The organism is Bacillus sp. FSL R5-0523 (genome assembly GCF_037975295.1).
Classification (GTDB): Bacteria; Bacillota; Bacilli; order Bacillales; family Bacillaceae; genus Bacillus; species Bacillus subtilis.
Genome location: NZ_CP150251.1, coordinates 139,039 through 162,500 on the forward strand (window position 1 = coordinate 139,039; position 23,462 = coordinate 162,500).

Sequence of the window (23,462 nt, forward strand, 5' to 3'; positions counted from 1 at the left end):
ATGTTATTACCAAAACGCGTTAAATATCGCAGAGAGCATCGCGGAAAAATGCGTGGCCGTGCGAAAGGCGGTACTGAAGTACATTTCGGAGAATTCGGTATCCAAGCTCTTGAAGCTTCTTGGATTACTAACCGTCAAATCGAAGCTGCACGTATTGCGATGACTCGTTACATGAAACGTGGCGGTAAAGTTTGGATCAAAATTTTCCCTTCTAAACCTTACACTGCTAAACCACTTGAGGTACGTATGGGATCCGGTAAAGGGGCTCCAGAAGGTTGGGTAGCTGTTGTAAAACCGGGCAAAGTTTTATTTGAAATTTCTGGTGTGTCTGAAGAGGTTGCTCGTGAAGCGCTTCGCCTTGCATCTCACAAATTGCCAATTAAAACGAAGTTCGTAAAACGTGAAGAAATTGGTGGTGAATCAAATGAAAGCTAATGAAATTCGTGACCTTACCACTGCTGAAATTGAACAAAAAGTAAAGTCTCTTAAAGAAGAACTTTTCAATCTTCGCTTTCAATTAGCGACAGGACAACTTGAAAATACTGCTCGCATTCGTGAAGTGCGCAAAGCTATCGCGCGCATGAAAACTGTGATTCGTGAAAGAGAAATTGCTGCTAATAAATAATCACTGAGGGGAGGTCGTGAGCATGAGCGAACGTAACCAACGCAAAGTTTACCAAGGCCGTGTTGTTTCTGACAAAATGGATAAAACCATTACTGTTGTTGTTGAGACATACAAAAAACATACACTTTACGGTAAACGCGTAAAATACTCAAAAAAATTCAAAGCACATGATGAAAATAATCAAGCTAAAATCGGTGACATCGTTAAGATTATGGAAACTCGTCCATTGTCTGCAACTAAGCGTTTCCGTCTAGTTGAAGTTGTCGAAGAAGCTGTTATTATCTAATAAAGTTCGGAATTCTTTTTCCGAAGGGAGGTAACAAATAATGATTCAACAAGAGACTCGTTTAAAAGTAGCTGACAACTCTGGCGCACGTGAAGTACTTACTATTAAAGTTCTTGGTGGTTCTGGACGTAAAACAGCTAACATTGGTGATGTAATTGTTTGCACGGTTAAACAAGCAACACCAGGAGGCGTTGTCAAAAAAGGTGAAGTCGTAAAAGCTGTTATCGTTCGCACTAAAAGCGGAGCGCGCAGAAGTGACGGTTCATACATCAGCTTCGATGAGAATGCATGTGTTATCATCCGTGACGACAAGAGCCCACGCGGAACTCGTATCTTCGGACCAGTTGCTCGTGAATTGCGTGAAAACAACTTTATGAAAATTGTTTCTCTAGCTCCAGAAGTTATCTAATGAAATAAATGCCTTACTCAAGGAGGTGCGATCAGGATGCATGTAAAAAAAGGCGATAAAGTTATGGTTATCTCTGGTAAAGATAAAGGCAAACAAGGAACAATCCTTGCTGCTTTCCCTAAAAAGGACCGCGTTTTAGTTGAAGGTGTTAACATGGTAAAGAAACACTCTAAACCAACTCAAGCTAACCCTCAAGGCGGTATTTCTAATCAAGAGGCGCCAATTCATGTATCAAACGTTATGCCGCTCGATCCTAAAACAGGTGAAGTGACTCGCGTAGGATACAAAGTGGAAGATGGCAAAAAAGTTCGTGTAGCAAAAAAATCTGGGCAAGTTCTAGATAAATAGTATTAAAAGGAAGGGAGGTCTATCTCATGAACCGCCTTAAAGAAAAGTACAATAAAGAAATTGCACCTGCTTTAATGACTAAGTTCAACTATGATTCAGTCATGCAAGTGCCTAAAATCGAAAAAATCGTAATCAACATGGGTGTTGGTGACGCTGTTCAAAACGCCAAAGCAATCGACAGTGCTGTTGAAGAATTAACGTTTATCGCAGGTCAAAAACCTGTCGTTACTCGTGCGAAGAAATCAATTGCTGGATTCCGTCTTCGTGAGGGAATGCCTATCGGTGCGAAAGTAACTCTTCGCGGAGAGCGCATGTATGATTTCCTTGATAAACTTATTTCTGTATCTTTACCGCGTGTACGTGACTTCCGCGGGGTTTCTAAAAAATCTTTCGACGGTCGCGGCAACTACACACTTGGTATCAAAGAACAGTTAATCTTCCCTGAAATTGACTACGATAAAGTAACAAAGGTTCGCGGAATGGACATCGTTATCGTAACAACAGCTAATACTGACGAAGAAGCTCGTGAGCTATTAACTCAAGTAGGTATGCCGTTCCAGAAATAATCAATGAAAGGGAGGCGAAATCGTGGCTAAAAAGTCTATGATTGCGAAACAACAACGTACACCAAAGTTTAAAGTACAAGAGTACACACGCTGTGAACGCTGCGGACGTCCGCATTCAGTCATTCGTAAATTTAAACTTTGCCGTATTTGTTTCCGTGAGCTTGCATATAAAGGACAAATTCCTGGCGTGAAAAAAGCCAGCTGGTAATCCCCAAGAAAGGGAAGGAGGTAATTATATAATGGTTATGACAGATCCAATTGCAGATATGCTAACTCGTATTCGCAATGCAAACATGGTACGTCATGAGAAGCTTGAAATTCCTGCTTCTAAATTGAAAAGAGAAATTGCTGAAATTTTAAAGCGTGAAGGTTTCATTCGTGACGTTGAGTTCGTAGAAGACAGCAAACAAGGTATCATCCGCGTTTTCTTGAAATACGGACAAAACAACGAGCGCGTTATCACTGGTCTTAAAAGAATCAGCAAGCCTGGTTTGCGTGTTTATGCTAAATCTAATGAAGTACCCCGCGTACTTAACGGTCTTGGAATCGCGATTATTTCTACATCACAAGGTGTTTTAACGGACAAAGAAGCCCGTGCAAAACAAGCTGGTGGAGAAGTTCTAGCATACGTTTGGTAAGAAGTTTAACATGAATGGAGGTGTTTGGTATGTCTCGTGTAGGTAAGAAGCTACTTGAGATTCCTTCTGATGTTACAGTAACGTTAAATGATAACAACACTGTAGCTGTGAAAGGACCAAAAGGAGAATTAACTCGTACGTTTCACCCTGATATGGAGATTAAAGTAGAGGACAATGTGCTTACAGTCGCTCGTCCTTCTGATCAAAAAGAGCACCGTGCCCTGCATGGTACGACTCGCAGTCTGCTTGGCAACATGGTTGAAGGTGTATCTAAAGGATTTGAAAGAGGTTTGGAATTAGTCGGTGTCGGTTACCGTGCTTCTAAATCCGGAAATAAACTTGTTTTAAACGTTGGATACTCTCATCCTGTTGAGATCGTTCCTGAAGAAGGCATCGAAATCGAAGTTCCTTCTCAAACAAAAGTAGTTGTAAAAGGTACAGACAAAGAACGCGTAGGAGCTATTGCTGCTAACATCCGCGCTGTACGTTCTCCAGAGCCTTACAAAGGTAAAGGAATCCGCTACGAAGGTGAAGTTGTTCGCCGTAAAGAAGGTAAATCTGCTAAGTAAGATCGCTTAAAGTGAAGAAAGGAGTGACCTAGATGATTACGAAAACTAGCAAAAATGCTGCTCGTCTTAAAAGACACGCTCGTGTTCGCGCTAAACTTTCCGGTACTGCTGAAAGACCGCGCCTGAACGTTTTCCGTTCTAACAAGCACATTTACGCTCAAATCATCGATGATGTAAATGGTGTAACACTTGCTAGTGCATCTACTCTCGATAAAGACTTGAACGTTGAAAGCACTGGAGATACTTCTGCTGCTACTAAAGTTGGAGAACTAGTTGCAAAACGCGCTGCTGAAAAAGGCATTTCTGACGTAGTATTTGACCGTGGCGGATACTTATACCATGGACGTGTAAAAGCTTTGGCTGATGCCGCTCGTGAAGCTGGACTTAAATTTTAATAAAAGAAGGAGGGACACATGATTATGCGTCGTATTGACCCAAGCAAATTAGAGTTAGAAGAACGCTTAGTTACGGTTAACCGCGTAGCGAAAGTTGTTAAAGGTGGTCGTCGTTTCCGCTTCGCAGCTCTAGTCGTTGTCGGTGACAAAAACGGACACGTAGGATTCGGTACTGGTAAAGCACAAGAAGTACCAGAAGCGATCCGCAAAGCTGTTGAAGATGCGAAAAAGAATTTGATTGAAGTACCAATGGTTGGAACTACAATTCCACACGAAATCATCGGACGTTTCGGTGCAGGTAACATCTTGTTAAAACCTGCTTCTGAAGGTACTGGAGTTATCGCTGGAGGCCCTGTACGTGCGGTACTTGAGCTAGCTGGTGTAGCTGATATCCTTTCTAAGTCTTTAGGTTCTAACACACCGATCAACATGATTCGTGCAACACTTCAAGGTTTAAGTGAACTTAAACGTGCTGAAGACGTTGCGAAGCTTCGTGGAAAATCTGTAGAAGAACTGTTAGGATAAGGAGGGAACATTAATGGCTAAATTAGAAATTACCCTCAAACGAAGTGTAATCGGTCGCCCGGAAGACCAACGCGTTACTGTAAGAACACTTGGTTTAAAGAAAACAAACCAAACTGTTGTTCATGAAGACAACGCTGCGATCCGTGGTATGATTAATAAAGTATCTCATTTAGTTTCTGTTAAAGAACAATAAAAATATTTGATCGGATAAGGAGGTGTCCTAATGAAACTTCATGAATTAAAACCTTCAGAAGGTTCACGCAAAACGCGTAATCGCGTAGGTCGTGGTATTGGTTCTGGCAACGGTAAAACAGCTGGTAAAGGTCACAAAGGTCAAAACGCTCGTTCTGGCGGCGGTGTACGCCCTGGATTCGAGGGGGGACAAATGCCTTTATTCCAACGTCTTCCTAAACGCGGTTTCACTAACATCAACCGCAAGGAATACGCTGTAGTCAACCTAGACAAATTGAACGGTTTTGCAGAAGGAACGGAAGTCACTCCTGAACTTCTTCTAGAGACTGGTGTTATTAGCAAACTTAATGCAGGAGTAAAGATTCTTGGCAACGGTAAATTAGAGAAAAAATTAACTGTAAAAGCCAATAAATTCTCTGCTTCTGCGAAAGAAGCTGTTGAAGCTGCTGGCGGTACAGCTGAGGTGATCTAACTTGTTTAAAACAATCTCCAACTTTATGCGTGTGAGTGATATCAGGAATAAAATCATATTCACTTTACTCATGCTTATCGTCTTTCGCATAGGTGCGTTTATTCCTGTGCCTTACGTTAACGCTGAAGCGTTACAGGCGCAGTCTCAAATGGGTGTTTTTGATCTCCTTAATACATTTGGCGGCGGTGCGCTTTACCAATTTTCCATTTTCGCAATGGGAATTACTCCTTATATCACGGCTTCGATCATCATTCAGCTGCTTCAGATGGATGTTGTACCGAAGTTTACCGAGTGGTCTAAGCAAGGTGAAGTTGGCCGCCGTAAATTAGCTCAGTTCACAAGGTACTTTACGATTGTGCTTGGTTTCATCCAAGCATTAGGTATGTCATATGGATTTAACAATCTGGCAAACGGTATGCTGATCGAAAAATCCGGTGTATCGACATATCTTATCATTGCTTTAGTGCTCACTGGCGGAACTGCCTTTTTAATGTGGCTTGGGGAACAAATTACGTCTCATGGAGTAGGCAACGGAATATCGATCATTATCTTCGCGGGGATTGTGTCTAGTATTCCAAAAACAATTGGGCAAATATATGAGACTCAATTTGTCGGTAGCAACGATCAGTTGTTTATTCATATTGTGAAAGTCGCACTTCTTGTGATTGCGATTTTAGCAGTTATTGTTGGAGTTATTTTCATTCAGCAAGCCGTACGGAAAATTGCGATTCAATATGCTAAAGGCACAGGTCGTTCACCTGCTGGCGGAGGTCAGTCTACACACCTTCCATTGAAAGTGAATCCTGCAGGGGTTATTCCGGTAATCTTTGCGGTTGCGTTTTTGATAACGCCGCGGACGATCGCGTCATTCTTTGGAACAAACGATGTGACAAAGTGGATTCAAAACAACTTTGATAATACGCATCCGGTGGGTATGGCGATATATGTTGCGTTGATTATTGCCTTTACGTACTTTTATGCTTTTGTACAGGTAAACCCTGAACAAATGGCTGATAACCTTAAAAAACAGGGTGGCTATATCCCGGGGGTTCGTCCAGGGAAAATGACTCAAGATAGAATTACGAGCATTTTGTATCGACTTACGTTTGTGGGTTCTATATTCTTAGCCGTGATTTCCATTCTTCCTATCTTTTTCATTCAATTCGCTGGATTGCCTCAAAGTGCACAAATTGGCGGAACATCTTTGTTAATTGTTGTCGGGGTAGCCTTGGAGACAATGAAACAACTAGAAAGCCAGTTGGTGAAACGAAACTACCGTGGATTTATGAAAAACTAGAGGAAATGGATTTATCCATTCCCTCTTAATAAAGAGAGGACGGGGGAAATCCGAATGAACTTAGTCTTAATGGGGCTTCCTGGTGCCGGTAAAGGCACACAGGGCGAACGAATTGTTGAGGATTATGGGATTCCTCATATCTCAACAGGAGATATGTTCCGTGCTGCTATGAAAGAAGAAACACCACTCGGACTCGAAGCAAAATCTTATATTGATAAGGGAGAGCTCGTACCTGACGAAGTCACAATCGGAATTGTAAAAGAGAGACTTGGCAAAGATGATTGTGAAAGAGGTTTTCTTCTGGACGGATTTCCGCGAACAGTCGCTCAAGCCGAAGCTCTTGAAGAAATTCTTGAGGAATACGGCAAGCCGATTGATTATGTCATTAACATTGAAGTCGACAAAGACGCTCTTATGGAACGTCTGACTGGACGCAGAATTTGCAGTGTTTGCGGCACAACCTATCATTTAGTCTTTAATCCGCCGAAAATGCCGGGTATTTGTGATAAAGACGGAGGCGAACTCTATCAACGGGCAGATGATAATGAGGAAACAGTCTCTAAACGGCTTGAGGTAAACATGAAGCAAACTCAGCCTTTACTCGATTTCTATTCAGAGAAAGGTTATCTTGCAAACGTGAATGGCCAGCAGGACATTCAAGACGTTTATGCAGATGTGAAGGATCTTCTTGGAGGATTAAAAAAATGATTATCTGTAAAACCCCACGTGAACTTGGTATCATGCGGGAAGCAGGGCGAATCGTGGCTTTAACTCATGAAGAGTTAAAAAAGCACATTAAACCAGGAATCTCGACAAAAGAATTGGATCAAATTGCCGAACGTTTTATTAAGAAGCAGGGTGCAATCCCATCTTTTAAGGGGTATAATGGGTTTCGCGGGAGCATTTGCGTATCAGTTAATGAAGAACTCGTTCACGGCATACCTGGCAGCAGGGTGCTGAAGGACGGTGACATCATCAGTATTGATATCGGTGCTAAATTAAATGGTTATCATGGTGACTCTGCATGGACATATCCGGTAGGAAACATCAGCGATGATGACAAAAAACTTCTGGAAGTGACAGAGGAGTCTTTATATAAAGGCTTGCAGGAAGCAAAACCAGGTGAACGTTTGTCGAATATTTCCCACGCAATACAAACGTATGTCGAAAATGAGCAGTTTTCAGTTGTTAGGGAGTATGTCGGACATGGTGTTGGTCAAGACTTGCATGAGGACCCGCAAATTCCTCATTACGGTCCGCCCAACAAAGGACCACGGCTTAAACCTGGCATGGTTCTCGCTATTGAACCTATGGTGAACGCTGGCAGCCGCTACGTGAAAACATTGGCTGATAACTGGACGGTTGTAACGGTAGATGGGAAAAAGTGTGCTCATTTTGAACATACGATTGCGATTACGGAAACGGGTTTTGATATACTGACGAGAGTCTAGATGATGAAAATAATTCCGAAGACAGATGTTTTTCAAGCTTGATAGGGCAGAAAGCTTGGGTGAACATTGGCAAGACCGAATTCATCTTGCTGCTTGTCGTTGGAATTTTAACCATCATCAATGTACTAACAGCAGACGGAGAAAAGCGTACATTTCATTCTCCTAAGAAAAAGAATATCAATCATTTAACCCTTTATGATTGCGTATCTCCGGAAGTTCAGAACAGTATAAACGAAACAGGGCGTGTGACAAACTTCTTTTGAAATTTGTCAGAAAGCAAGTTACTGATTTGAAGAAGGGAGAACACTTGAATGGCGAAAGACGATGTAATTGAAGTGGAAGGTACTATAGTCGAAACACTGCCAAACGCGATGTTCAAAGTTGAACTTGAAAATGGCCACACTGTTTTGGCTCATGTATCTGGTAAAATCCGCATGCACTTCATTCGCATTTTACCTGGAGACAAAGTTACGGTAGAATTATCTCCATATGACTTAACTCGTGGCAGGATTACGTACCGTTACAAATAAAGCACTCCGGAAACTGAAGGAGGTTGGAAACACATGAAAGTGAGACCATCAGTTAAACCAATCTGCGAAAAATGTAAAGTTATTCGCAGAAAAGGAAAAGTAATGGTGATCTGTGAAAATCCAAAGCATAAACAAAAACAAGGATAATTTATAAGGAGGTGCCCAGAGAATGGCTCGTATTGCTGGTGTAGATATCCCACGTGACAAACGTGTTGTTATTTCTTTAACATACATCTTCGGAATTGGCCGCACAACGGCTCAGCAAGTTTTAAAAGAAGCTGGAGTTTCAGAAGATACTCGTGTGCGCGATCTTACTGAAGAAGAACTTGGTAAAATCCGTGATATTATTGACAAACTGAAAGTAGAAGGTGACCTTCGCCGTGAAGTTTCTCTTAATATCAAACGTCTGATCGAAATCGGAAGCTACCGCGGAATCCGTCATCGCAGAGGATTACCTGTTCGCGGACAAAACTCTAAAAACAACGCGCGTACTCGTAAAGGTCCGCGTCGTACTGTAGCTAACAAGAAAAAATAAGTAAGGGAGGTTCTTAAACAATGGCTGCTGCTCGTAAATCTAACACGCGTAAACGTCGCGTGAAAAAGAATATTGAGTCTGGAATTGCTCATATTCGTTCAACTTTCAATAACACGATCGTTACGATCACTGACACTCATGGTAATGCTATTTCTTGGTCTAGTGCCGGAGCTTTAGGATTCAGAGGTTCTCGTAAATCTACTCCTTTTGCTGCGCAAATGGCTGCAGAAACAGCTGCTAAAGGTTCAATCGAACATGGTCTTAAAACTCTAGAGGTTACTGTTAAAGGACCTGGTTCAGGCCGTGAAGCTGCAATCCGTGCACTTCAAGCTGCTGGACTAGAAGTCACTGCTATCAGAGACGTAACTCCTGTTCCTCATAACGGATGCCGTCCACCAAAACGTCGCCGCGTGTAATTTGTTTGTATAGATTTTGTGTCCCTGTCAATAATGGGTTATGATACAGTTATTTATGAAACGAATGCACCGACTCGTTGCCTGAGCACATACGGGACTAAACAATGGGGAATTTCGGATGGAATCTCATATGATTCTATTCGAGGTTTCGACGTTTTGAAGGAGGGTTTTAAGTAATGATCGAGATTGAAAAACCAAAAATCGAAACGGTTGAAATCAGCGACGATGCCAAATTTGGTAAGTTTGTCGTAGAGCCACTTGAGCGTGGATATGGTACAACTCTGGGTAACTCCTTACGTCGTATCCTCTTATCCTCACTCCCTGGTGCCGCTGTAACATCAATCCAGATAGATGGTGTACTGCACGAATTCTCGACAATTGAAGGCGTTGTGGAAGATGTTACAACGATTATCTTACACATTAAAAAGCTTGCATTGAAAATCTACTCTGATGAAGAGAAGACGCTAGAAATTGATGTACAGGGTGAAGGAACTGTAACGGCAGCTGATATTACACACGATAGTGATGTAGAGATCTTAAATCCTGATCTTCATATCGCGACTCTTGGTGAGAATGCGAGTTTCCGAGTTCGCCTTACTGCTCAAAGAGGACGTGGGTATACGCCTGCTGACGCAAACAAGAGAGACGATCAGCCAATCGGCGTGATTCCGATCGATTCTATCTATACGCCAGTTTCTCGTGTATCTTATCAGGTAGAGAACACTCGTGTAGGCCAAGTTGCAAACTATGATAAACTTACACTTGATGTTTGGACTGATGGAAGCACTGGACCGAAAGAAGCAATTGCGCTTGGTTCAAAGATTTTAACTGAACACCTTAATATATTCGTTGGTTTAACTGACGAAGCTCAACATGCTGAAATCATGGTTGAAAAAGAAGAAGATCAAAAAGAGAAAGTTCTTGAAATGACGATTGAAGAATTGGATCTTTCTGTTCGTTCTTACAACTGCTTAAAGCGTGCGGGTATTAACACGGTTCAAGAGCTTGCGAACAAGACGGAAGAAGATATGATGAAAGTTCGAAATCTAGGACGCAAATCACTTGAAGAAGTGAAAGCGAAACTAGAAGAACTTGGACTCGGACTTCGCAAAGACGATTGACTAGTTTCCCTTGTGAACTAGGATTTTCGTGTGTTTTTTATTCAGAAACAGCATTCCAATAAAGGAGGGGACATCACATGTCATACAGAAAACTAGGACGTACGAGTGCACAGCGTAAAGCTATGCTTCGTGATCTTACAACTGATTTGATCATCAACGAAAGAATCGAAACAACTGAAACACGTGCGAAAGAACTTCGCTCTGTAGTTGAAAAAATGATCACGCTTGGCAAACGCGGTGATCTTCACGCTCGCCGTCAAGCTGCTGCATACATCCGCAACGAGGTTGCAAACGAAGAAAATAACCAAGATGCACTTCAAAAATTATTCTCTGACATTGCAACTCGTTACGAGGAGCGCCAAGGCGGATACACACGTATTATGAAGCTTGGTCCTCGCCGTGGTGACGGAGCACCAATGGCAATTATCGAATTGGTTTAATCACATATTTTTGTGTATCTAAAGAAGGGCGGGACAGTTTCTAACTGGATCTATGCCCTTTTTTTAGATACTGCAACTTTTAATAGAGAGAAAAGCAGAGCATTAGCTGAGAGGAGGCCGGTTTTCCATGAATCAAAATCAGTTGATATCGGTAGAGGATATCGTATTTCGATATCGGAAGGACGCAGAAAGACGAGCACTAGACGGCGTCTCCCTGCAGGTGTATGAGGGTGAATGGCTTGCAATCGTAGGTCATAACGGTTCAGGGAAATCAACACTGGCCCGGGCATTGAATGGTTTAATTCTTCCTGAATCAGGCGACATTGAGGTTGCCGGGATTCAATTGACAGAGGAATCTGTTTGGGAAGTGCGTAAGAAGATAGGTATGGTCTTTCAAAATCCGGATAACCAATTTGTCGGAACGACTGTTCGCGATGATGTGGCTTTTGGTTTAGAAAACAATGGTGTACCGCGGGAAGAAATGATTGAGAGAGTAGACTGGGCAGTAAAACAGGTGAATATGCAAGATTTTCTCGATCAAGAGCCGCACCATCTCTCCGGAGGCCAAAAGCAGAGAGTTGCGATTGCGGGGGTTATTGCCGCACGTCCTGATATTATTATCTTAGATGAAGCAACATCCATGCTTGATCCGATCGGGCGAGAAGAAGTGCTTGAAACGGTAAGACATTTAAAAGAGCAGGGCATGGCGACTGTCATATCCATTACACATGATCTGAATGAGGCAGCAAAAGCAGACAGGATCATTGTCATGAATGGCGGTAAAAAATATGCTGAAGGGCCGCCTGAAGAGATTTTTAAATTGAATAAAGAACTTGTTCGAATTGGGCTTGATTTACCCTTCTCATTCCAGCTTAGCCAGCTTTTAAGAGAAAATGGACTGGCTTTGGAAGAAAACCATTTGACTCAGGAAGGGCTGGTGAAAGAGCTGTGGACATTACAATCAAAGATGTAGAGCATCGTTATCAGATGAAGACGCCGTTTGAGCGCCTAGCACTGTATGATATCAATGCATCGATTAAAGGAGGAAGCTACGTAGCCGTTATCGGGCATACAGGCTCTGGCAAGTCCACTCTTCTTCAGCACCTAAATGGTCTCCTGAAGCCGACGAAGGGACAGATATCACTAGGCAGCACTGTCATTCAGGCAGGGAAAAAGAATAAAGATCTGAAAAAACTTCGTAAAAAAGTCGGAATCGTTTTCCAATTTCCTGAGCATCAATTATTCGAAGAAACAGTTCTTAAAGATATTTCATTCGGACCGATGAACTTTGGTGTTAAAAAAGAAGATGCTGAACAAAAAGCGAGAGAGATGCTGCAGCTTGTAGGTTTATCAGAAGAGCTTTTGGACAGGTCACCCTTTGAATTAAGCGGGGGACAAATGCGCAGAGTTGCAATTGCCGGCGTACTTGCAATGGACCCTGAAGTGCTTGTTCTGGATGAACCGACTGCAGGATTGGACCCAAGAGGTCGAAAAGAGATTATGGACATGTTTTATGAGCTTCATCAACGTGGGAACCTGACGACGATCCTTGTGACACACAGCATGGAGGATGCAGCTGCATACGCTGATGAAATGATTGTTATGCATAAAGGAACGATACAAGCATCAGGCAGTCCGCGGGATCTGTTTTTAAAGGGTGAAGAGATGGCCGGCTGGGGGCTGGATCTTCCTGAAACAATAAAATTCCAAAGACACCTTGAAGCTGTACTGGGTGTGAGATTTAATGAGCCTATGCTCACAATCGAAGATGCCGCTGCTGAAATCCGTGCTCTTTTTCAGGGGGAGAAGACTTTATGATGGACAGCATGATTATCGGCAAGTATGTACCGGGGACTTCACTTGTGCACCGGCTAGACCCCAGAACAAAACTGATCACGATCTTTTTATTTGTCTGCATTGTATTCTTAGCCAATAATGTTCAGACATATGCGTTGCTTGGTTTATTTACAATTGGCGTCGTTTCTTTAACAAGAGTTCCTTTCTCTTTTTTAATGAAAGGGCTGAAGCCAATCATCTGGATTGTCCTTTTTACGTTCCTTCTTCACATCCTTATGACACATGAAGGACCGATTATCTTTCAAATAGGTTTTTTCAAAGTCTATGAGGGCGGTCTGGTTCAGGGGATATTCATTTCTCTTAGATTCGTCTATTTGATTTTAATCACAACCTTATTAACGCTAACGACCACACCGATTGAGATTACCGATGGAATGGAGCAGCTGCTGAACCCATTGAAAAAATTAAAGCTTCCTGTTCATGAGCTGGCTCTTATGATGTCAATTTCTTTACGGTTTATTCCGACACTGATGGAGGAGACAGATAAAATCATGAAGGCTCAGATGGCGCGAGGCGTTGATTTTACAAGCGGGCCTGTCAAAGATAGAGTGAAGGCTATTGTCCCGCTTCTTGTCCCGCTCTTCGTCAGCGCATTTAAACGCGCCGAAGAGCTTGCGGTGGCAATGGAAGCAAGAGGCTATCAAGGCGGAGAAGGACGTACGAAATATAGAAAGCTTGTATGGACAGGAAAAGACACTTCTGTCATTGTCAGCTTAATTGTATTAGCTGCTTTGTTATTTTTCTTAAGGGCTTAGAGGTGCTGTATGAGACTGAAATGCACGATTTCTTATGACGGACATTTGTTTAACGGTTATCAGGTTCAGCCGGGCAAAAGAACGGTTCAGGATGAACTGGAGAAGGCTTTGGCTGTCCTGCATAAGTCAAAAGACAGAATTCCGGTCGTTTCGTCTGGAAGAACAGACAGCGGGGTTCACGCAGCCGGACAGGTGATTCATTTTGACACTCCGCTGTCTATCCCGGCTGAGAGATGGCCATATGCCTTAAATGCACTGCTTCCGGACGATATCGCAGTCAAACAGGCAGAAATTGCGGATGATGGGTTCCATGCACGATTTAGCGCAGTCAAAAAAGAATATCGCTACTTTGTATACACGGAGAAACACCCGGACGTATTTAAACGGCATTACGCTTACCATTTTTCATATCGCCTTAATGTGCAGGACATGAGAGAAGCGGCAAAGCATCTTATAGGGACACATGATTTTACGAGCTTTTGCGCGGCTAAAACAGAAGTGCAGGACAAGGTAAGAACGATTTACGAACTTGATTGGACTGAGACGGCTGATGGCCTGCAAATGCGGATCACAGGCAGCGGTTTCTTATATAATATGGTCAGAATTATTGCGGGTACTTTGCTTGATGCAGGTATTGGAAAAATTTCTCCCGATGAGGTGAAATCCATGCTGGAAGCAAAGGATCGCGAAGCGGCAGGGCGCACAGCGCCGGGGCACGGGCTATATTTATGGAACGTTTACTATGACAACTAAACCAGGTGTATAATATTTTCTTGACAGAGTCTGCATAAAGTTATAAGATATCATATGGTATGTATTTCAACCCCACGATAAGCCCCGGAACTTATTGTGTTGTGAAATAGAACGTAATCGAAGTTTATTGAAAATGACAGATCATTTAGGAGGGAAATTCAATGCGTACAACACCTATGGCTAACGCAAGTACTATTGAACGCAAGTGGTTAGTTGTTGATGCTGCTGGCAAGACTTTAGGTCGTCTTTCTTCAGAAGTTGCAGCTATCCTTCGCGGAAAACACAAACCAACTTACACACCACACGTTGATACTGGAGATCATGTGATCATCATCAACGCTGAAAAAATCGAGTTAACTGGTAAAAAGTTAACTGACAAAATCTACTACCGTCACACTCAACATCCAGGCGGATTAAAATCAAGAACTGCTCTTGAAATGCGTACAAACTACCCTGAGAAAATGCTTGAGCTTGCTATCAAAGGCATGCTTCCAAAAGGTTCTCTAGGTCGTCAAATGTTCAAAAAATTGAACGTATACCGTGGTTCTGAGCATCCACACGAAGCACAAAAACCTGAAGTTTACGAACTTCGCGGTTAATTAAAAAGGAGGTTACCAATTTGGCACAGGTTCAATATTACGGTACTGGCCGTCGTAAAAGCTCTGTAGCGCGTGTGCGTTTAGTTCCAGGAGAAGGCCGTATCGTCGTTAATAATCGTGAAATCAGCGAACACATCCCATCTGCAGCTTTAATCGAAGATATCAAACAACCATTAACTTTGACTGAAACAGCTGGCACTTATGATGTTTTAGTAAACGTACATGGAGGCGGCTTATCTGGTCAAGCTGGAGCAATCCGTCACGGTATCGCTCGTGCTTTGCTTGAAGCAGATCCAGAATACCGTACAACTCTTAAACGTGCAGGTCTTCTGACTCGTGACGCTCGTATGAAAGAACGTAAAAAATACGGTCTTAAAGGCGCTCGTCGTGCACCTCAGTTCTCAAAACGTTAATTTTACGTTTTCAAAAAGCTCTCGACCTTGGGTTGGGAGCTTTTTTCTTTTAATATAACGTAGCCAGCTCCGCATAAAAATAACACTGAATGGACGCTTGACGGGGTTAAACAAATTGTTTGTTTATAAACGGTCTCACTGTAAAAATCATGATAGCTTTCATTTTTATTCAATTGGAAGTTCGGTCAATGTTTATTATCGTTATGTCGACAGCCCAGCTCCATTTAACCACTGTATCTCATCCGTTAAAGTTCACTGCTGATTAACCCGGAGAAACAATAGCTCTCATTGCTAATGGCTTTATGTAACGAAGTAAAAGTAAATCTGATGATATAAATCACATATCTCCTTTGTGATTTTTTTGCGTTTTTATGAACTTTTTTCTAAATATGCAAAGGGAAAGCGATATCAATCTAGAAATATTTGTTATACTCTATACATTAAAGTAAGGAGAAGATTCATGAATGCGTTAGTAGCTCATAATAGCAAAGCCTGGGATAAAAAAGTAGAAACAGGCAATGAATGGACTGTTGCTGCTGAGCAGCAGGTTATCGAACAAGCAAAAAAAGGCAATTGGGATATAAGGGTAACGCCAATGAAAGATGTACCGAAGGATTGGTTTCCGCCGGTCAAAGGTCTGAAAGTACTCTGTTTAGCATCAGGCGGCGGCCAGCAGGGTCCAGTTTTGGCAGCCGCAGGCGCGGATGTCACCGTATTAGATAACTCAGAAAAACAGCTGAATCAGGATAGAATGGTTGCTGAGCGAGATGGTCTCACGATACACACTGTCAAAGGAAGCATGGACGATTTAAGTGTATTTAATGATGAATCATTTGATGTCATTGTACATCCTGTTGCCAATGTTTTTGTTGAGAATGTCCTCCCGATATGGAAGGAAGCGCACCGTGTGTTGAAAAGGAACGGCATTCTAATCTCGGGTTTTGTCAATCCTGTTGTATTTCTGTTTGATACAGAATTAGAACAGCAAGGTGTTTTAAAAGTAAAACACTCCATTCCATACGCTGACCCAGAAGATCTTCCGAAACATAAAGTGAAAAAACTGATCGAAAATAATGAGGCTCTGGAATTCGGCCATTCCTTAGAAGACCAAATCAAAGGCCAAATTGATGCCGGTTTTATCGTTACTGGTTTTTATGAAGATAAAGGCGGGTTTGTATTAGACCAATATATCCATACATATTCTGCAACAAGAAGCGTGAAAGTATGAAAAGCAGCGACCTGTTAGAGGGGCTGCTTTTTTCATAACTAAATACAGAACGTTTGTTCCCGACCCTGCAGAAAGTTGATTTTTTATCGATTTTACACCTTCATTTGGGCGAATTTCCAACCGAATTCGGGCATTGTTTCATCATCCAAACCTCAAAATAATCGGTAAAAGGAGAGTGAATTTATATGGCAGAAGTACTGTCTTTTATGGATGTGAAACGCCAAAAGGATTTTGAATTAGAAAAGAACTTGCTCAAAGAACTCTCTCTGAGACAAATTATCCAGTCTGTTAAGGATTGTTTGGAACCATTATTTCCATTTTTACATGATGAACGAGATATTATTACTGAAGGCTGTATTGATTTTGCGATTGAAGCTTATTTGTTAGGCGGGCGTTTTGGGATATTCGGCTATTACGGAGAATCCATGAAAAGTATCAGTGCCCGCTCTGCAAGAGAAGAAGAAGAGCTACGTATGGAGTTTTTTGATTATCTCTATAATTGGATACACGAGCAATACTCAACACTTGATAAAAACACGGTTTATGAAGCGGCACGCAAGTTCATTAAAGATTGGTGGACAGCGGGGTTTGTTCAAAGAGAAAAACAGTGTAAGCTTCGCATGCGATAATCATATTTCCCGGCCCTGTCCCATAGTTATGTAATAACGGACAAGCGGGAGGGGAAGGGATGAGGAAAAAGCTTAAATGGCTCGGTTTTTTGCTAGGCTTCATCGTATTACTATTTCTGTTCAAATATCAGTTCAGCAATAACGACTCTTGGAAGCCGTGGAGCCTGCCCTTGAGCGGTAAAATCATTTATCTAGATCCAGGTCATGGCGGGCCTGACGGCGGAGCAGTCGGCGGAAAGCTGTTAGAGAAGGATGTTACCCTGGAAGTGGCCTTTAGAGTCAGGGATTATCTTCAAGAACAAGGAGCGCTTGTTATCATGACCAGAGAAAGTGATACTGATCTTGCTCCAGAAGGAACAAAAGGCTATAGTCGACGAAAAGCTGAGGATCTAAGACAACGAGTCAAATTAATAAACCATTCAGAGGCGGAGCTCTATATCAGCATTCATCTTAATGCGATTCCGTCACAAAAATGGAGCGGAGCCCAAAGCTTTTATTACGGGAAATATGCGGAAAATGAGAAAGTCGCAAAATACATCCAGGATGAGCTTAGAAGAAATCTGGAAAACACAACCCGGAAAGCAAAGCGGATTCATGGTATCTACTTAATGCAAAACGTCACCAAACCGGGGGCGCTTATAGAAGTCGGATTTTTATCCAATCCAAGTGAAGCAACGTTGCTCGGTAAACCGAAATATCAAGACAAGGTGGCATCTTCCATATATAAAGGCATTTTGCGATATTTCACAGAAAAAGGAGACCCTCCGGAGTAATGGAGGGTTTTCTTGTGGTTCTAAGCATAAGACACCCGCCATTTATGTATGATATAATAATAATTGTAAACGAATACACAAAAGGGTGAGGTTCGATGATAAGAGAAGATGAAGTAAGAAAACTAGTCGGAGAAATGCGCGAACCTTTTCTTCAAAGACCTCTGGGAGAATTGGATGCCGTTAAGGAAATTAAAATAAAGCCTGAAAAACGGCATATCAGTGTAAAAGTCGCTCTTGCAAAAACAGGAACTGCAGAACAAATGCAGATTCAGCAAGAGATCGTAAACGTATTAAAAGGGGCAGGAGCTGAGACAGTCGGCCTTCGATTTGAAGAGCTGCCTGAAGAAACGGTTGCTAAATTCCGGGAGCCGTCAGCTGAGAAAAAAACATTATTAAATATGGATAACCCGCCAGTCTTTCTTGCTGTAGCAAGTGGAAAAGGCGGCGTAGGCAAGTCAACTGTGTCAGTAAACCTAGCTATTTCTCTGGCTCGTCTAGGGAAAAAGGTTGGTTTAATTGATGCGGATATTTATGGGTTCAGTGTGCCGGACATGATGGGTATCACTGTGCGTCCAACAATTGAAGGAGAGAAACTTCTTCCTGTTGAACGCTTTGGAGTAAAGGTCATGTCAATGGGCTTTTTCGTAGAAGAAAATGCCCCGGTCGTATGGAGAGGGCCGATGCTCGGCAAAATGCTGAATAACTTTTTCCATGAAGTAGAGTGGGGAGAAGTAGACTATATTGTTCTTGATCTTCCGCCTGGTACAGGGGACGTTGCTCTCGATGTACATACAATGCTTCCGAGCTGCAAAGAAATTATCGTATCTACGCCACATCCGACAGCTGCTTTTGTCGCGGCCAGAGCGGGCTCTATGGCGATTAAAACCGATCATGAGGTCGTGGGTGTTATAGAGAACATGGCTTATTATGAAAGTGCAAAGACAGGGGAAAGAGAATATGTGTTTGGAAAAGGCGGAGGAGATAAACTGGCTGAGGAACTAAACGTGCCTTTACTCGGCAGAATCCCATTGAAACAGCCCGATTGGGATAAGGACCAATTTGCTCCGTCTGTTTATGACGAAAATCATCCAATCGGAGAAATATATCAGGACATCGCAAAAAAAATAGATGCAAAAATATCAGTGCAGGTATAAAAGGTGAACCGGGATTCCAGATCCCGGCTTTCCCTTTATTCACTTTCTTTGGCCGTGTCTTTTGCTGCTTTTTTCAGTTCATCTTCGAACTGTTTTTTGTAAAGCGGACTAGAAAGTGTTTCGTTAATAACCTCTTCTAAATAACTGCGGAATTCTTGGCTTTTTGCCAGCTGGCTGTACTTTTTATCCATGCCGGGATCCTGCATAACGCTCATCAGCATCTTCTGGTAATCTGGATCCTTCATCAGCTTTTTAATCACTTTTTCATGCTCTGTTTGAAGAGTTTTGGCAAAGCCCTCAGCAAAATCAGTGTCTTCAAAGATGTTTTTCCAAAATTCTTCACCTTTTTTAGATGTGAGTGTTTTTTCTATTGTTCCTTTAATTGCATCTTGGTCAATCACCAGCGCTTCATTCATGGCATCATCATTTAATAATTCCTTAATAGCTTTCTTTCCATCATCAGTTTTTAATATATCAACAACCATTTTTTTGGTCTGATCATAGTCCATATCCGCTGCTTGGTCTTTTGGAGCGCAAGCTGTTACAGATAATAATAAAAAACAGCTCATCAATAGCGTTTTGGCTTTTGACATGCTTAAGCTCCTTTCACATACTTGTCTTACCTTTAATATGATTCATCTGTTTGGAATTATACATAACAAAATATCGCTGTTCGCGATTTTTGAGGGGATGAATAAAGAAATGAAAAGCCGTGGTTTAGTTCGTTTTTTCTTTTCTATTTTAGCTGTCGGGGCGCTTATCACGAGTATTGTGGGTTTTGCTTTAAAATGGGGAGAATATAGAGGGCTGTTTCTGACATTTGAAGCGGGACAGATTTTCTCTGTTTTATTTTGGTTTATCGGTGTAGGCATGATTTTCAGTGTGATCAGCCAAATGGGTTTTTTCGTGTTTTTAACAGTCCATCGGTTTGCGCTTGAGATATTAAGGTCCTCCTCTTTGTGGAATTTGCTGCAGTTGTTTTTCATCCTGTTTGTTGCTTTTGATTTAATGTACGTGCGTTTTTTATTTTTTGGAGAGAGCGGAGAATCGCTGGCTGGGTATGCGTGGTTACCGGTGTTTTTATTGATCTTTGGAGTGATTACAGCTTATATAAAGCAAAAGCAGTCCTCTAAGAAAACATTTGTGTCATCGTTGTTTTTGATGGTTGTGATTACCGCATTAGAATGGTTCCCTGCATTAAGAGTAAATGATGAGGACTGGCTTTATTTAATGCTTTTTCCGTTAATGGCATGTAATGCCTTCCAATTGCTTATGCTGCCGAAGTTTGCAGCAAAGTAATTACTTTACCTCTGCGGATCTGGCATCAGAATTTGCGATGAGATCACCCACGGTTACATTTTTTAATCCTTTTTCTTTCAGCCGATGGATGATATCAGGCAATGCTTCTTCTGTTTGTTTTGCCGAATCGGAGGCATGTAAAAGAATAATGTCTCCACCGGAAACTTGCTTGGTCACATTGTCGATGATTTTTTCAACTCCGGGATTTGTCCAGTCTTGAGAGTTCACACTGTAATGAACGACTGTATAATTGTATTGCTTTGCGACCTTTAGAACATTCTTATTGAATTGGCCGGTAGGGGGTCTTAATAGCTGTATGTCTTTGACCCCTAACTTTTCAAAGGCTGTTTGCGCACGGTTCATGTCCTTTTTTATTTCGCTGCTCTCTAAATTGGCATAGTTTTTATAAGCGTAGCCCATGCTCCCGATTTGATGTCCGTCCTTTACGATACGGGCCACTGTGTCGGGATGGCGTTCTGCCCAAGAAGCGGAAAGAAAAAACGTTGCGTTTTTAATCCCGTTTGCTTTCAGAGTATTAAGTATCGGTTCTGCTCTCTCATCACCCCAGCTGATATCGAAAGTAAGTGAAATATCTTTAGAGTCTGTTTCTCCTTTATAAATGGCTTTAGGTCCGGTGTCAGTTGAAAACACGGGAAGCGGAACAGCTCTTTGGATATAAAAAAAGCTGGCAGCTGCAAATGCGGCGATAAGTATAATAATTAATTGTTTTACCCGTTTAATGTGCCACACATAGAAGTGATTCACTGATGATGCCTCCTTATCTTGTCCATCATTCTTGTTTTACATCTTATGAGCATGGACAATTGAATATAACCGATAAAATGTCTCTTCACATACAGCCTAAATTGGGTGTTGACCTTTTGATAATATCCGTGATATATTATTATTCGTCGCTGATAAACAGCTGACATCAACTAAAAGCTTCATTAAGTACTTTGAAAAAAGTTGTTGACTTAAAAGAAGTTAAATGTTATAGTAATAAAGCTGCTTCGTTAAGCGGCGGTAATGATCTTTGAAAACTAAACAAGACAAAACGTACCTGTTAATTCAGTTTTATAAATCGCACAGCGATGTGCGTAGTCAGTCAAACTACTTTATCGGAGAGTTTGATCCTGGCTCAGGACGAACGCTGGCGGCGTGCCTAATACATGCAAGTCGAGCGGACAGATGGGAGCTTGCTCCCTGATGTTAGCGGCGGACGGGTGAGTAACACGTGGGTAACCTGCCTGTAAGACTGGGATAACTCCGGGAAACCGGGGCTAATACCGGATGGTTGTTTGAACCGCATGGTTCAAACATAAAAGGTGGCTTCGGCTACCACTTACAGATGGACCCGCGGCGCATTAGCTAGTTGGTGAGGTAACGGCTCACCAAGGCGACGATGCGTAGCCGACCTGAGAGGGTGATCGGCCACACTGGGACTGAGACACGGCCCAGACTCCTACGGGAGGCAGCAGTAGGGAATCTTCCGCAATGGACGAAAGTCTGACGGAGCAACGCCGCGTGAGTGATGAAGGTTTTCGGATCGTAAAGCTCTGTTGTTAGGGAAGAACAAGTACCGTTCGAATAGGGCGGTACCTTGACGGTACCTAACCAGAAAGCCACGGCTAACTACGTGCCAGCAGCCGCGGTAATACGTAGGTGGCAAGCGTTGTCCGGAATTATTGGGCGTAAAGGGCTCGCAGGCGGTTTCTTAAGTCTGATGTGAAAGCCCCCGGCTCAACCGGGGAGGGTCATTGGAAACTGGGGAACTTGAGTGCAGAAGAGGAGAGTGGAATTCCACGTGTAGCGGTGAAATGCGTAGAGATGTGGAGGAACACCAGTGGCGAAGGCGACTCTCTGGTCTGTAACTGACGCTGAGGAGCGAAAGCGTGGGGAGCGAACAGGATTAGATACCCTGGTAGTCCACGCCGTAAACGATGAGTGCTAAGTGTTAGGGGGTTTCCGCCCCTTAGTGCTGCAGCTAACGCATTAAGCACTCCGCCTGGGGAGTACGGTCGCAAGACTGAAACTCAAAGGAATTGACGGGGGCCCGCACAAGCGGTGGAGCATGTGGTTTAATTCGAAGCAACGCGAAGAACCTTACCAGGTCTTGACATCCTCTGACAATCCTAGAGATAGGACGTCCCCTTCGGGGGCAGAGTGACAGGTGGTGCATGGTTGTCGTCAGCTCGTGTCGTGAGATGTTGGGTTAAGTCCCGCAACGAGCGCAACCCTTGATCTTAGTTGCCAGCATTCAGTTGGGCACTCTAAGGTGACTGCCGGTGACAAACCGGAGGAAGGTGGGGATGACGTCAAATCATCATGCCCCTTATGACCTGGGCTACACACGTGCTACAATGGACAGAACAAAGGGCAGCGAAACCGCGAGGTTAAGCCAATCCCACAAATCTGTTCTCAGTTCGGATCGCAGTCTGCAACTCGACTGCGTGAAGCTGGAATCGCTAGTAATCGCGGATCAGCATGCCGCGGTGAATACGTTCCCGGGCCTTGTACACACCGCCCGTCACACCACGAGAGTTTGTAACACCCGAAGTCGGTGAGGTAACCTTTTAGGAGCCAGCCGCCGAAGGTGGGACAGATGATTGGGGTGAAGTCGTAACAAGGTAGCCGTATCGGAAGGTGCGGCTGGATCACCTCCTTTCTAAGGATATTATACGGAATATAAGACCTTGGGTCTTATAAACAGAACGTTCCCTGTCTTGTTTAGTTTTGAAGGATCATTCCTTCGAAACGTGTTCTTTGAAAACTAGATAACAGTAGACATCACATTCAATTAGTAACACAAGATATCACATAGTGATTCTTTTTAACGGTTAAGTTAGAAAGGGCGCACGGTGGATGCCTTGGCACTAGGAGCCGATGAAGGACGGGACGAACACCGATATGCTTCGGGGAGCTGTAAGCAAGCTTTGATCCGGAGATTTCCGAATGGGGAAACCCACCACTCGTAATGGAGTGGTATCCATATCTGAATTCATAGGATATGAGAAGGCAGACCCGGGGAACTGAAACATCTAAGTACCCGGAGGAAGAGAAAGCAAATGCGATTCCCTGAGTAGCGGCGAGCGAAACGGGATCAGCCCAAACCAAGAGGCTTGCCTCTTGGGGTTGTAGGACACTCTGTACGGAGTTACAAAGGAACGAGGTAGATGAAGAGGTCTGG

Annotated in this window: 35 protein-coding genes, 2 rRNA genes and 1 pseudogene (1 of these 38 running past the window's edge); 36 read left to right on the top strand and 2 right to left on the bottom strand. The window is 42.9% G+C overall.

Annotated features, from left to right (window positions below):
* The 33 genes and pseudogenes from rplP to salA all read left to right on the top strand — a co-directional run bounded on the left by rplP (position 1) and on the right by salA (position 18,976).
* Positions 1-435 carry a 50S ribosomal protein L16 gene (rplP, locus tag NYE53_RS00760; protein ID WP_003225801.1) on the top strand — a complete coding sequence of 145 codons (435 nt, stop codon included), beginning with the start codon at positions 1-3 and terminating at the stop codon, positions 433-435.
* Positions 425-625 (top strand): 50S ribosomal protein L29, encoded by a 201-nt coding sequence (rpmC, locus tag NYE53_RS00765; protein ID WP_003156482.1) that lies wholly within the window; start codon positions 425-427, stop codon positions 623-625. The genes rplP and rpmC overlap by 11 nt, the downstream gene beginning before the upstream one ends.
* Before the next feature lie 22 nt (positions 626-647).
* Positions 648-911 carry a 30S ribosomal protein S17 gene (gene rpsQ / locus NYE53_RS00770; RefSeq protein ID WP_003225804.1) on the top strand — a complete coding sequence of 88 codons (264 nt, stop codon included), beginning with the start codon at positions 648-650 and terminating at the stop codon, positions 909-911.
* A 40-nt stretch (positions 912-951) separates the two neighbouring features.
* Positions 952-1,320 carry a 50S ribosomal protein L14 gene (rplN, locus tag NYE53_RS00775; protein WP_003225805.1) on the top strand — a complete coding sequence of 123 codons (369 nt, stop codon included), beginning with the start codon at positions 952-954 and terminating at the stop codon, positions 1,318-1,320.
* Positions 1,321-1,356: 36 nt separating this feature from the next.
* Positions 1,357-1,668 carry a 50S ribosomal protein L24 gene (rplX, locus tag NYE53_RS00780; protein ID WP_003156486.1) on the top strand — a complete coding sequence of 104 codons (312 nt, stop codon included), beginning with the start codon at positions 1,357-1,359 and terminating at the stop codon, positions 1,666-1,668.
* A 26-nt stretch (positions 1,669-1,694) separates the two neighbouring features.
* Positions 1,695-2,234, top strand: a complete 540-nt coding sequence (gene rplE / locus NYE53_RS00785; protein ID WP_003225809.1) for a 50S ribosomal protein L5 — start codon at positions 1,695-1,697, stop codon at positions 2,232-2,234.
* Between the two features lie 22 nt (positions 2,235-2,256).
* Complete coding sequence (gene rpsN / locus NYE53_RS00790; RefSeq protein ID WP_003156488.1) at positions 2,257-2,442, top strand: 30S ribosomal protein S14; 186 nt, start codon at positions 2,257-2,259, stop codon at positions 2,440-2,442.
* Between the two features lie 31 nt (positions 2,443-2,473).
* Positions 2,474-2,872: a 30S ribosomal protein S8 gene (rpsH, locus tag NYE53_RS00795; protein ID WP_003241998.1), complete on the top strand. Its 399-nt coding sequence runs from the start codon at positions 2,474-2,476 to the stop codon at positions 2,870-2,872.
* 29 nt (positions 2,873-2,901) lie between these two features.
* Positions 2,902-3,441, top strand: a complete 540-nt coding sequence (gene rplF / locus NYE53_RS00800) for a 50S ribosomal protein L6 (protein ID WP_004399690.1) — start codon at positions 2,902-2,904, stop codon at positions 3,439-3,441.
* Between the two features lie 32 nt (positions 3,442-3,473).
* Positions 3,474-3,836 carry a 50S ribosomal protein L18 gene (rplR, locus tag NYE53_RS00805; RefSeq protein WP_003225816.1) on the top strand — a complete coding sequence of 121 codons (363 nt, stop codon included), beginning with the start codon at positions 3,474-3,476 and terminating at the stop codon, positions 3,834-3,836.
* A gap of 24 nt (positions 3,837-3,860) precedes the next feature.
* On the top strand, positions 3,861-4,361 hold the full coding sequence (gene rpsE / locus NYE53_RS00810) for a 30S ribosomal protein S5 (RefSeq protein ID WP_003328273.1): 501 nt from the start codon (positions 3,861-3,863) through the stop codon (positions 4,359-4,361).
* A gap of 13 nt (positions 4,362-4,374) precedes the next feature.
* On the top strand, positions 4,375-4,554 hold the full coding sequence (rpmD, locus tag NYE53_RS00815; protein ID WP_003156497.1) for a 50S ribosomal protein L30: 180 nt from the start codon (positions 4,375-4,377) through the stop codon (positions 4,552-4,554).
* A 30-nt stretch (positions 4,555-4,584) separates the two neighbouring features.
* Positions 4,585-5,025: a 50S ribosomal protein L15 gene (rplO, locus tag NYE53_RS00820; RefSeq protein WP_003225819.1), complete on the top strand. Its 441-nt coding sequence runs from the start codon at positions 4,585-4,587 to the stop codon at positions 5,023-5,025.
* A 1-nt stretch (position 5,026) separates the two neighbouring features.
* Positions 5,027-6,322, top strand: a complete 1,296-nt coding sequence (secY, locus tag NYE53_RS00825; RefSeq protein ID WP_004399662.1) for a preprotein translocase subunit SecY — start codon at positions 5,027-5,029, stop codon at positions 6,320-6,322.
* Between the two features lie 54 nt (positions 6,323-6,376).
* Complete coding sequence (locus NYE53_RS00830; protein ID WP_029727021.1) at positions 6,377-7,030, top strand: adenylate kinase; 654 nt, start codon at positions 6,377-6,379, stop codon at positions 7,028-7,030.
* Positions 7,027-7,773, top strand: coding sequence for a type I methionyl aminopeptidase (gene map / locus NYE53_RS00835; RefSeq protein WP_003225828.1), 747 nt, complete (start codon positions 7,027-7,029; stop codon positions 7,771-7,773). The genes NYE53_RS00830 and map overlap by 4 nt, the downstream gene beginning before the upstream one ends.
* 65 nt (positions 7,774-7,838) lie before the next feature.
* Positions 7,839-8,107: pseudogene (locus tag NYE53_RS00840) on the top strand (ribosome-binding protein ybzG).
* On the top strand, positions 8,085-8,303 hold the full coding sequence (gene infA / locus NYE53_RS00845) for a translation initiation factor IF-1 (RefSeq protein ID WP_003156508.1): 219 nt from the start codon (positions 8,085-8,087) through the stop codon (positions 8,301-8,303). The pseudogene NYE53_RS00840 and the gene infA overlap by 23 nt, the downstream one beginning before the upstream one ends.
* Positions 8,304-8,336: 33 nt before the next feature.
* Positions 8,337-8,450 (top strand): 50S ribosomal protein L36, encoded by a 114-nt coding sequence (gene rpmJ, locus NYE53_RS00850; RefSeq protein ID WP_003156543.1) that lies wholly within the window; start codon positions 8,337-8,339, stop codon positions 8,448-8,450.
* Between the two features lie 22 nt (positions 8,451-8,472).
* Positions 8,473-8,838 carry a 30S ribosomal protein S13 gene (gene rpsM / locus NYE53_RS00855; protein ID WP_003235095.1) on the top strand — a complete coding sequence of 122 codons (366 nt, stop codon included), beginning with the start codon at positions 8,473-8,475 and terminating at the stop codon, positions 8,836-8,838.
* Between the two features lie 20 nt (positions 8,839-8,858).
* Entirely contained in the window at positions 8,859-9,254 is a 396-nt protein-coding gene (gene rpsK / locus NYE53_RS00860; protein ID WP_009966385.1) for a 30S ribosomal protein S11, read from the top strand.
* A 176-nt stretch (positions 9,255-9,430) separates the two neighbouring features.
* Positions 9,431-10,375, top strand: a complete 945-nt coding sequence (locus NYE53_RS00865; RefSeq protein WP_003225835.1) for a DNA-directed RNA polymerase subunit alpha — start codon at positions 9,431-9,433, stop codon at positions 10,373-10,375.
* A gap of 77 nt (positions 10,376-10,452) precedes the next feature.
* On the top strand, positions 10,453-10,815 hold the full coding sequence (gene rplQ, locus NYE53_RS00870; protein WP_003225836.1) for a 50S ribosomal protein L17: 363 nt from the start codon (positions 10,453-10,455) through the stop codon (positions 10,813-10,815).
* Positions 10,816-10,942: 127 nt separating this feature from the next.
* Positions 10,943-11,788, top strand: coding sequence for an energy-coupling factor ABC transporter ATP-binding protein (locus tag NYE53_RS00875; RefSeq protein WP_004399689.1), 846 nt, complete (start codon positions 10,943-10,945; stop codon positions 11,786-11,788).
* Positions 11,764-12,633, top strand: a complete 870-nt coding sequence (locus tag NYE53_RS00880) for an energy-coupling factor ABC transporter ATP-binding protein (protein ID WP_339246735.1) — start codon at positions 11,764-11,766, stop codon at positions 12,631-12,633. The genes NYE53_RS00875 and NYE53_RS00880 overlap by 25 nt, the downstream gene beginning before the upstream one ends.
* Positions 12,630-13,427: an energy-coupling factor transporter transmembrane protein EcfT gene (locus tag NYE53_RS00885; RefSeq protein ID WP_029317183.1), complete on the top strand. Its 798-nt coding sequence runs from the start codon at positions 12,630-12,632 to the stop codon at positions 13,425-13,427. Before NYE53_RS00880 ends, NYE53_RS00885 begins: the two co-directional genes overlap by 4 nt.
* A 9-nt stretch (positions 13,428-13,436) precedes the next feature.
* Positions 13,437-14,180 carry a tRNA pseudouridine(38-40) synthase TruA gene (gene truA, locus NYE53_RS00890; RefSeq protein ID WP_004399657.1) on the top strand — a complete coding sequence of 248 codons (744 nt, stop codon included), beginning with the start codon at positions 13,437-13,439 and terminating at the stop codon, positions 14,178-14,180.
* Positions 14,181-14,341: 161 nt separating this feature from the next.
* Positions 14,342-14,779, top strand: coding sequence for a 50S ribosomal protein L13 (rplM, locus tag NYE53_RS00895; RefSeq protein WP_003241966.1), 438 nt, complete (start codon positions 14,342-14,344; stop codon positions 14,777-14,779).
* A gap of 20 nt (positions 14,780-14,799) precedes the next feature.
* Entirely contained in the window at positions 14,800-15,192 is a 393-nt protein-coding gene (rpsI, locus tag NYE53_RS00900; protein WP_004399691.1) for a 30S ribosomal protein S9, read from the top strand.
* A gap of 460 nt (positions 15,193-15,652) precedes the next feature.
* Complete coding sequence (locus NYE53_RS00905) at positions 15,653-16,420, top strand: class I SAM-dependent methyltransferase (protein WP_339246738.1); 768 nt, start codon at positions 15,653-15,655, stop codon at positions 16,418-16,420.
* Positions 16,421-16,605: 185 nt separating this feature from the next.
* Positions 16,606-17,049, top strand: a complete 444-nt coding sequence (locus NYE53_RS00910) for a YbaK family protein (protein ID WP_123374471.1) — start codon at positions 16,606-16,608, stop codon at positions 17,047-17,049.
* A 59-nt stretch (positions 17,050-17,108) separates the two neighbouring features.
* Positions 17,109-17,822, top strand: coding sequence for an N-acetylmuramoyl-L-alanine amidase CwlD (gene cwlD, locus NYE53_RS00915; RefSeq protein ID WP_015382599.1), 714 nt, complete (start codon positions 17,109-17,111; stop codon positions 17,820-17,822).
* Positions 17,823-17,917: 95 nt separating this feature from the next.
* Positions 17,918-18,976: an iron-sulfur carrier protein/transcriptional regulator SalA gene (gene salA, locus NYE53_RS00920; protein WP_339246742.1), complete on the top strand. Its 1,059-nt coding sequence runs from the start codon at positions 17,918-17,920 to the stop codon at positions 18,974-18,976.
* Positions 18,977-19,011: 35 nt separating this feature from the next.
* Here the strand turns inward: salA and gerD are convergent, their stop codons facing one another.
* Entirely contained in the window at positions 19,012-19,569 is a 558-nt protein-coding gene (gerD, locus tag NYE53_RS00925) for a spore germination lipoprotein GerD (protein WP_003235126.1), read from the bottom strand.
* A 109-nt stretch (positions 19,570-19,678) separates the two neighbouring features.
* Here gerD and kbaA point away from each other — a divergent pair, with 109 nt between their 5' ends.
* The gene (gene kbaA, locus NYE53_RS00930; RefSeq protein WP_004399693.1) at positions 19,679-20,275 is read left to right on the top strand and encodes a KinB-signaling pathway activation protein; all 597 of its coding nucleotides are present in this window, start codon (positions 19,679-19,681) and stop codon (positions 20,273-20,275) included.
* Here the strand turns inward: kbaA and pdaB are convergent, their stop codons facing one another.
* Positions 20,276-21,040 carry a polysaccharide deacetylase family sporulation protein PdaB gene (pdaB, locus tag NYE53_RS00935; RefSeq protein WP_339246746.1) on the bottom strand — a complete coding sequence of 255 codons (765 nt, stop codon included), beginning with the start codon at positions 21,038-21,040 and terminating at the stop codon, positions 20,276-20,278.
* 350 nt (positions 21,041-21,390) lie between these two features.
* Between pdaB and NYE53_RS00940 the strand changes: the two genes are divergently transcribed.
* Both NYE53_RS00940 and NYE53_RS00945 read left to right on the top strand, forming a co-directional pair.
* Positions 21,391-22,940 (top strand): 16S ribosomal RNA (locus NYE53_RS00940).
* Positions 22,941-23,110: 170 nt separating this feature from the next.
* A 23S ribosomal RNA gene (locus tag NYE53_RS00945) occupies positions 23,111-23,462 on the top strand (it continues 2,576 nt past the right edge of the window).
* The 16S and 23S rRNA genes sit together here, the layout of an rRNA operon.

Coding starts and splice junctions, on each gene's coding strand:
- NYE53_RS00875 (WP_004399689.1), top strand. CDS start 10,943: ATGAATCAAAATCAGTTGATATCGGTAGAGGATATCGTATTTCGATAT.
- rpmD (WP_003156497.1), top strand. CDS start 4,375: ATGGCTAAATTAGAAATTACCCTCAAACGAAGTGTAATCGGTCGCCCG.
- salA (WP_339246742.1), top strand. CDS start 17,918: ATGATAAGAGAAGATGAAGTAAGAAAACTAGTCGGAGAAATGCGCGAA.
- NYE53_RS00830 (WP_029727021.1), top strand. CDS start 6,377: ATGAACTTAGTCTTAATGGGGCTTCCTGGTGCCGGTAAAGGCACACAG.
- rplF (WP_004399690.1), top strand. CDS start 2,902: ATGTCTCGTGTAGGTAAGAAGCTACTTGAGATTCCTTCTGATGTTACA.
- NYE53_RS00865 (WP_003225835.1), top strand. CDS start 9,431: ATGATCGAGATTGAAAAACCAAAAATCGAAACGGTTGAAATCAGCGAC.
- gerD (WP_003235126.1), bottom strand. CDS start 19,569: ATGTCAAAAGCCAAAACGCTATTGATGAGCTGTTTTTTATTATTATCT.
- rplN (WP_003225805.1), top strand. CDS start 952: ATGATTCAACAAGAGACTCGTTTAAAAGTAGCTGACAACTCTGGCGCA.
- rplQ (WP_003225836.1), top strand. CDS start 10,453: ATGTCATACAGAAAACTAGGACGTACGAGTGCACAGCGTAAAGCTATG.
- rplR (WP_003225816.1), top strand. CDS start 3,474: ATGATTACGAAAACTAGCAAAAATGCTGCTCGTCTTAAAAGACACGCT.
- truA (WP_004399657.1), top strand. CDS start 13,437: ATGAGACTGAAATGCACGATTTCTTATGACGGACATTTGTTTAACGGT.
- cwlD (WP_015382599.1), top strand. CDS start 17,109: ATGAGGAAAAAGCTTAAATGGCTCGGTTTTTTGCTAGGCTTCATCGTA.
- rpsK (WP_009966385.1), top strand. CDS start 8,859: ATGGCTGCTGCTCGTAAATCTAACACGCGTAAACGTCGCGTGAAAAAG.
- rpmJ (WP_003156543.1), top strand. CDS start 8,337: ATGAAAGTGAGACCATCAGTTAAACCAATCTGCGAAAAATGTAAAGTT.
- NYE53_RS00910 (WP_123374471.1), top strand. CDS start 16,606: ATGGCAGAAGTACTGTCTTTTATGGATGTGAAACGCCAAAAGGATTTT.
- rplP (WP_003225801.1), top strand. CDS start 1: ATGTTATTACCAAAACGCGTTAAATATCGCAGAGAGCATCGCGGAAAA.
- rplE (WP_003225809.1), top strand. CDS start 1,695: ATGAACCGCCTTAAAGAAAAGTACAATAAAGAAATTGCACCTGCTTTA.
- infA (WP_003156508.1), top strand. CDS start 8,085: ATGGCGAAAGACGATGTAATTGAAGTGGAAGGTACTATAGTCGAAACA.
- NYE53_RS00885 (WP_029317183.1), top strand. CDS start 12,630: ATGATGGACAGCATGATTATCGGCAAGTATGTACCGGGGACTTCACTT.
- rplM (WP_003241966.1), top strand. CDS start 14,342: ATGCGTACAACACCTATGGCTAACGCAAGTACTATTGAACGCAAGTGG.
- kbaA (WP_004399693.1), top strand. CDS start 19,679: ATGAAAAGCCGTGGTTTAGTTCGTTTTTTCTTTTCTATTTTAGCTGTC.
- rpsE (WP_003328273.1), top strand. CDS start 3,861: ATGCGTCGTATTGACCCAAGCAAATTAGAGTTAGAAGAACGCTTAGTT.
- map (WP_003225828.1), top strand. CDS start 7,027: ATGATTATCTGTAAAACCCCACGTGAACTTGGTATCATGCGGGAAGCA.
- rplX (WP_003156486.1), top strand. CDS start 1,357: ATGCATGTAAAAAAAGGCGATAAAGTTATGGTTATCTCTGGTAAAGAT.
- rpsH (WP_003241998.1), top strand. CDS start 2,474: ATGGTTATGACAGATCCAATTGCAGATATGCTAACTCGTATTCGCAAT.
- rpsQ (WP_003225804.1), top strand. CDS start 648: ATGAGCGAACGTAACCAACGCAAAGTTTACCAAGGCCGTGTTGTTTCT.
- rpmC (WP_003156482.1), top strand. CDS start 425: ATGAAAGCTAATGAAATTCGTGACCTTACCACTGCTGAAATTGAACAA.
- rplO (WP_003225819.1), top strand. CDS start 4,585: ATGAAACTTCATGAATTAAAACCTTCAGAAGGTTCACGCAAAACGCGT.
- NYE53_RS00905 (WP_339246738.1), top strand. CDS start 15,653: ATGAATGCGTTAGTAGCTCATAATAGCAAAGCCTGGGATAAAAAAGTA.
- rpsM (WP_003235095.1), top strand. CDS start 8,473: ATGGCTCGTATTGCTGGTGTAGATATCCCACGTGACAAACGTGTTGTT.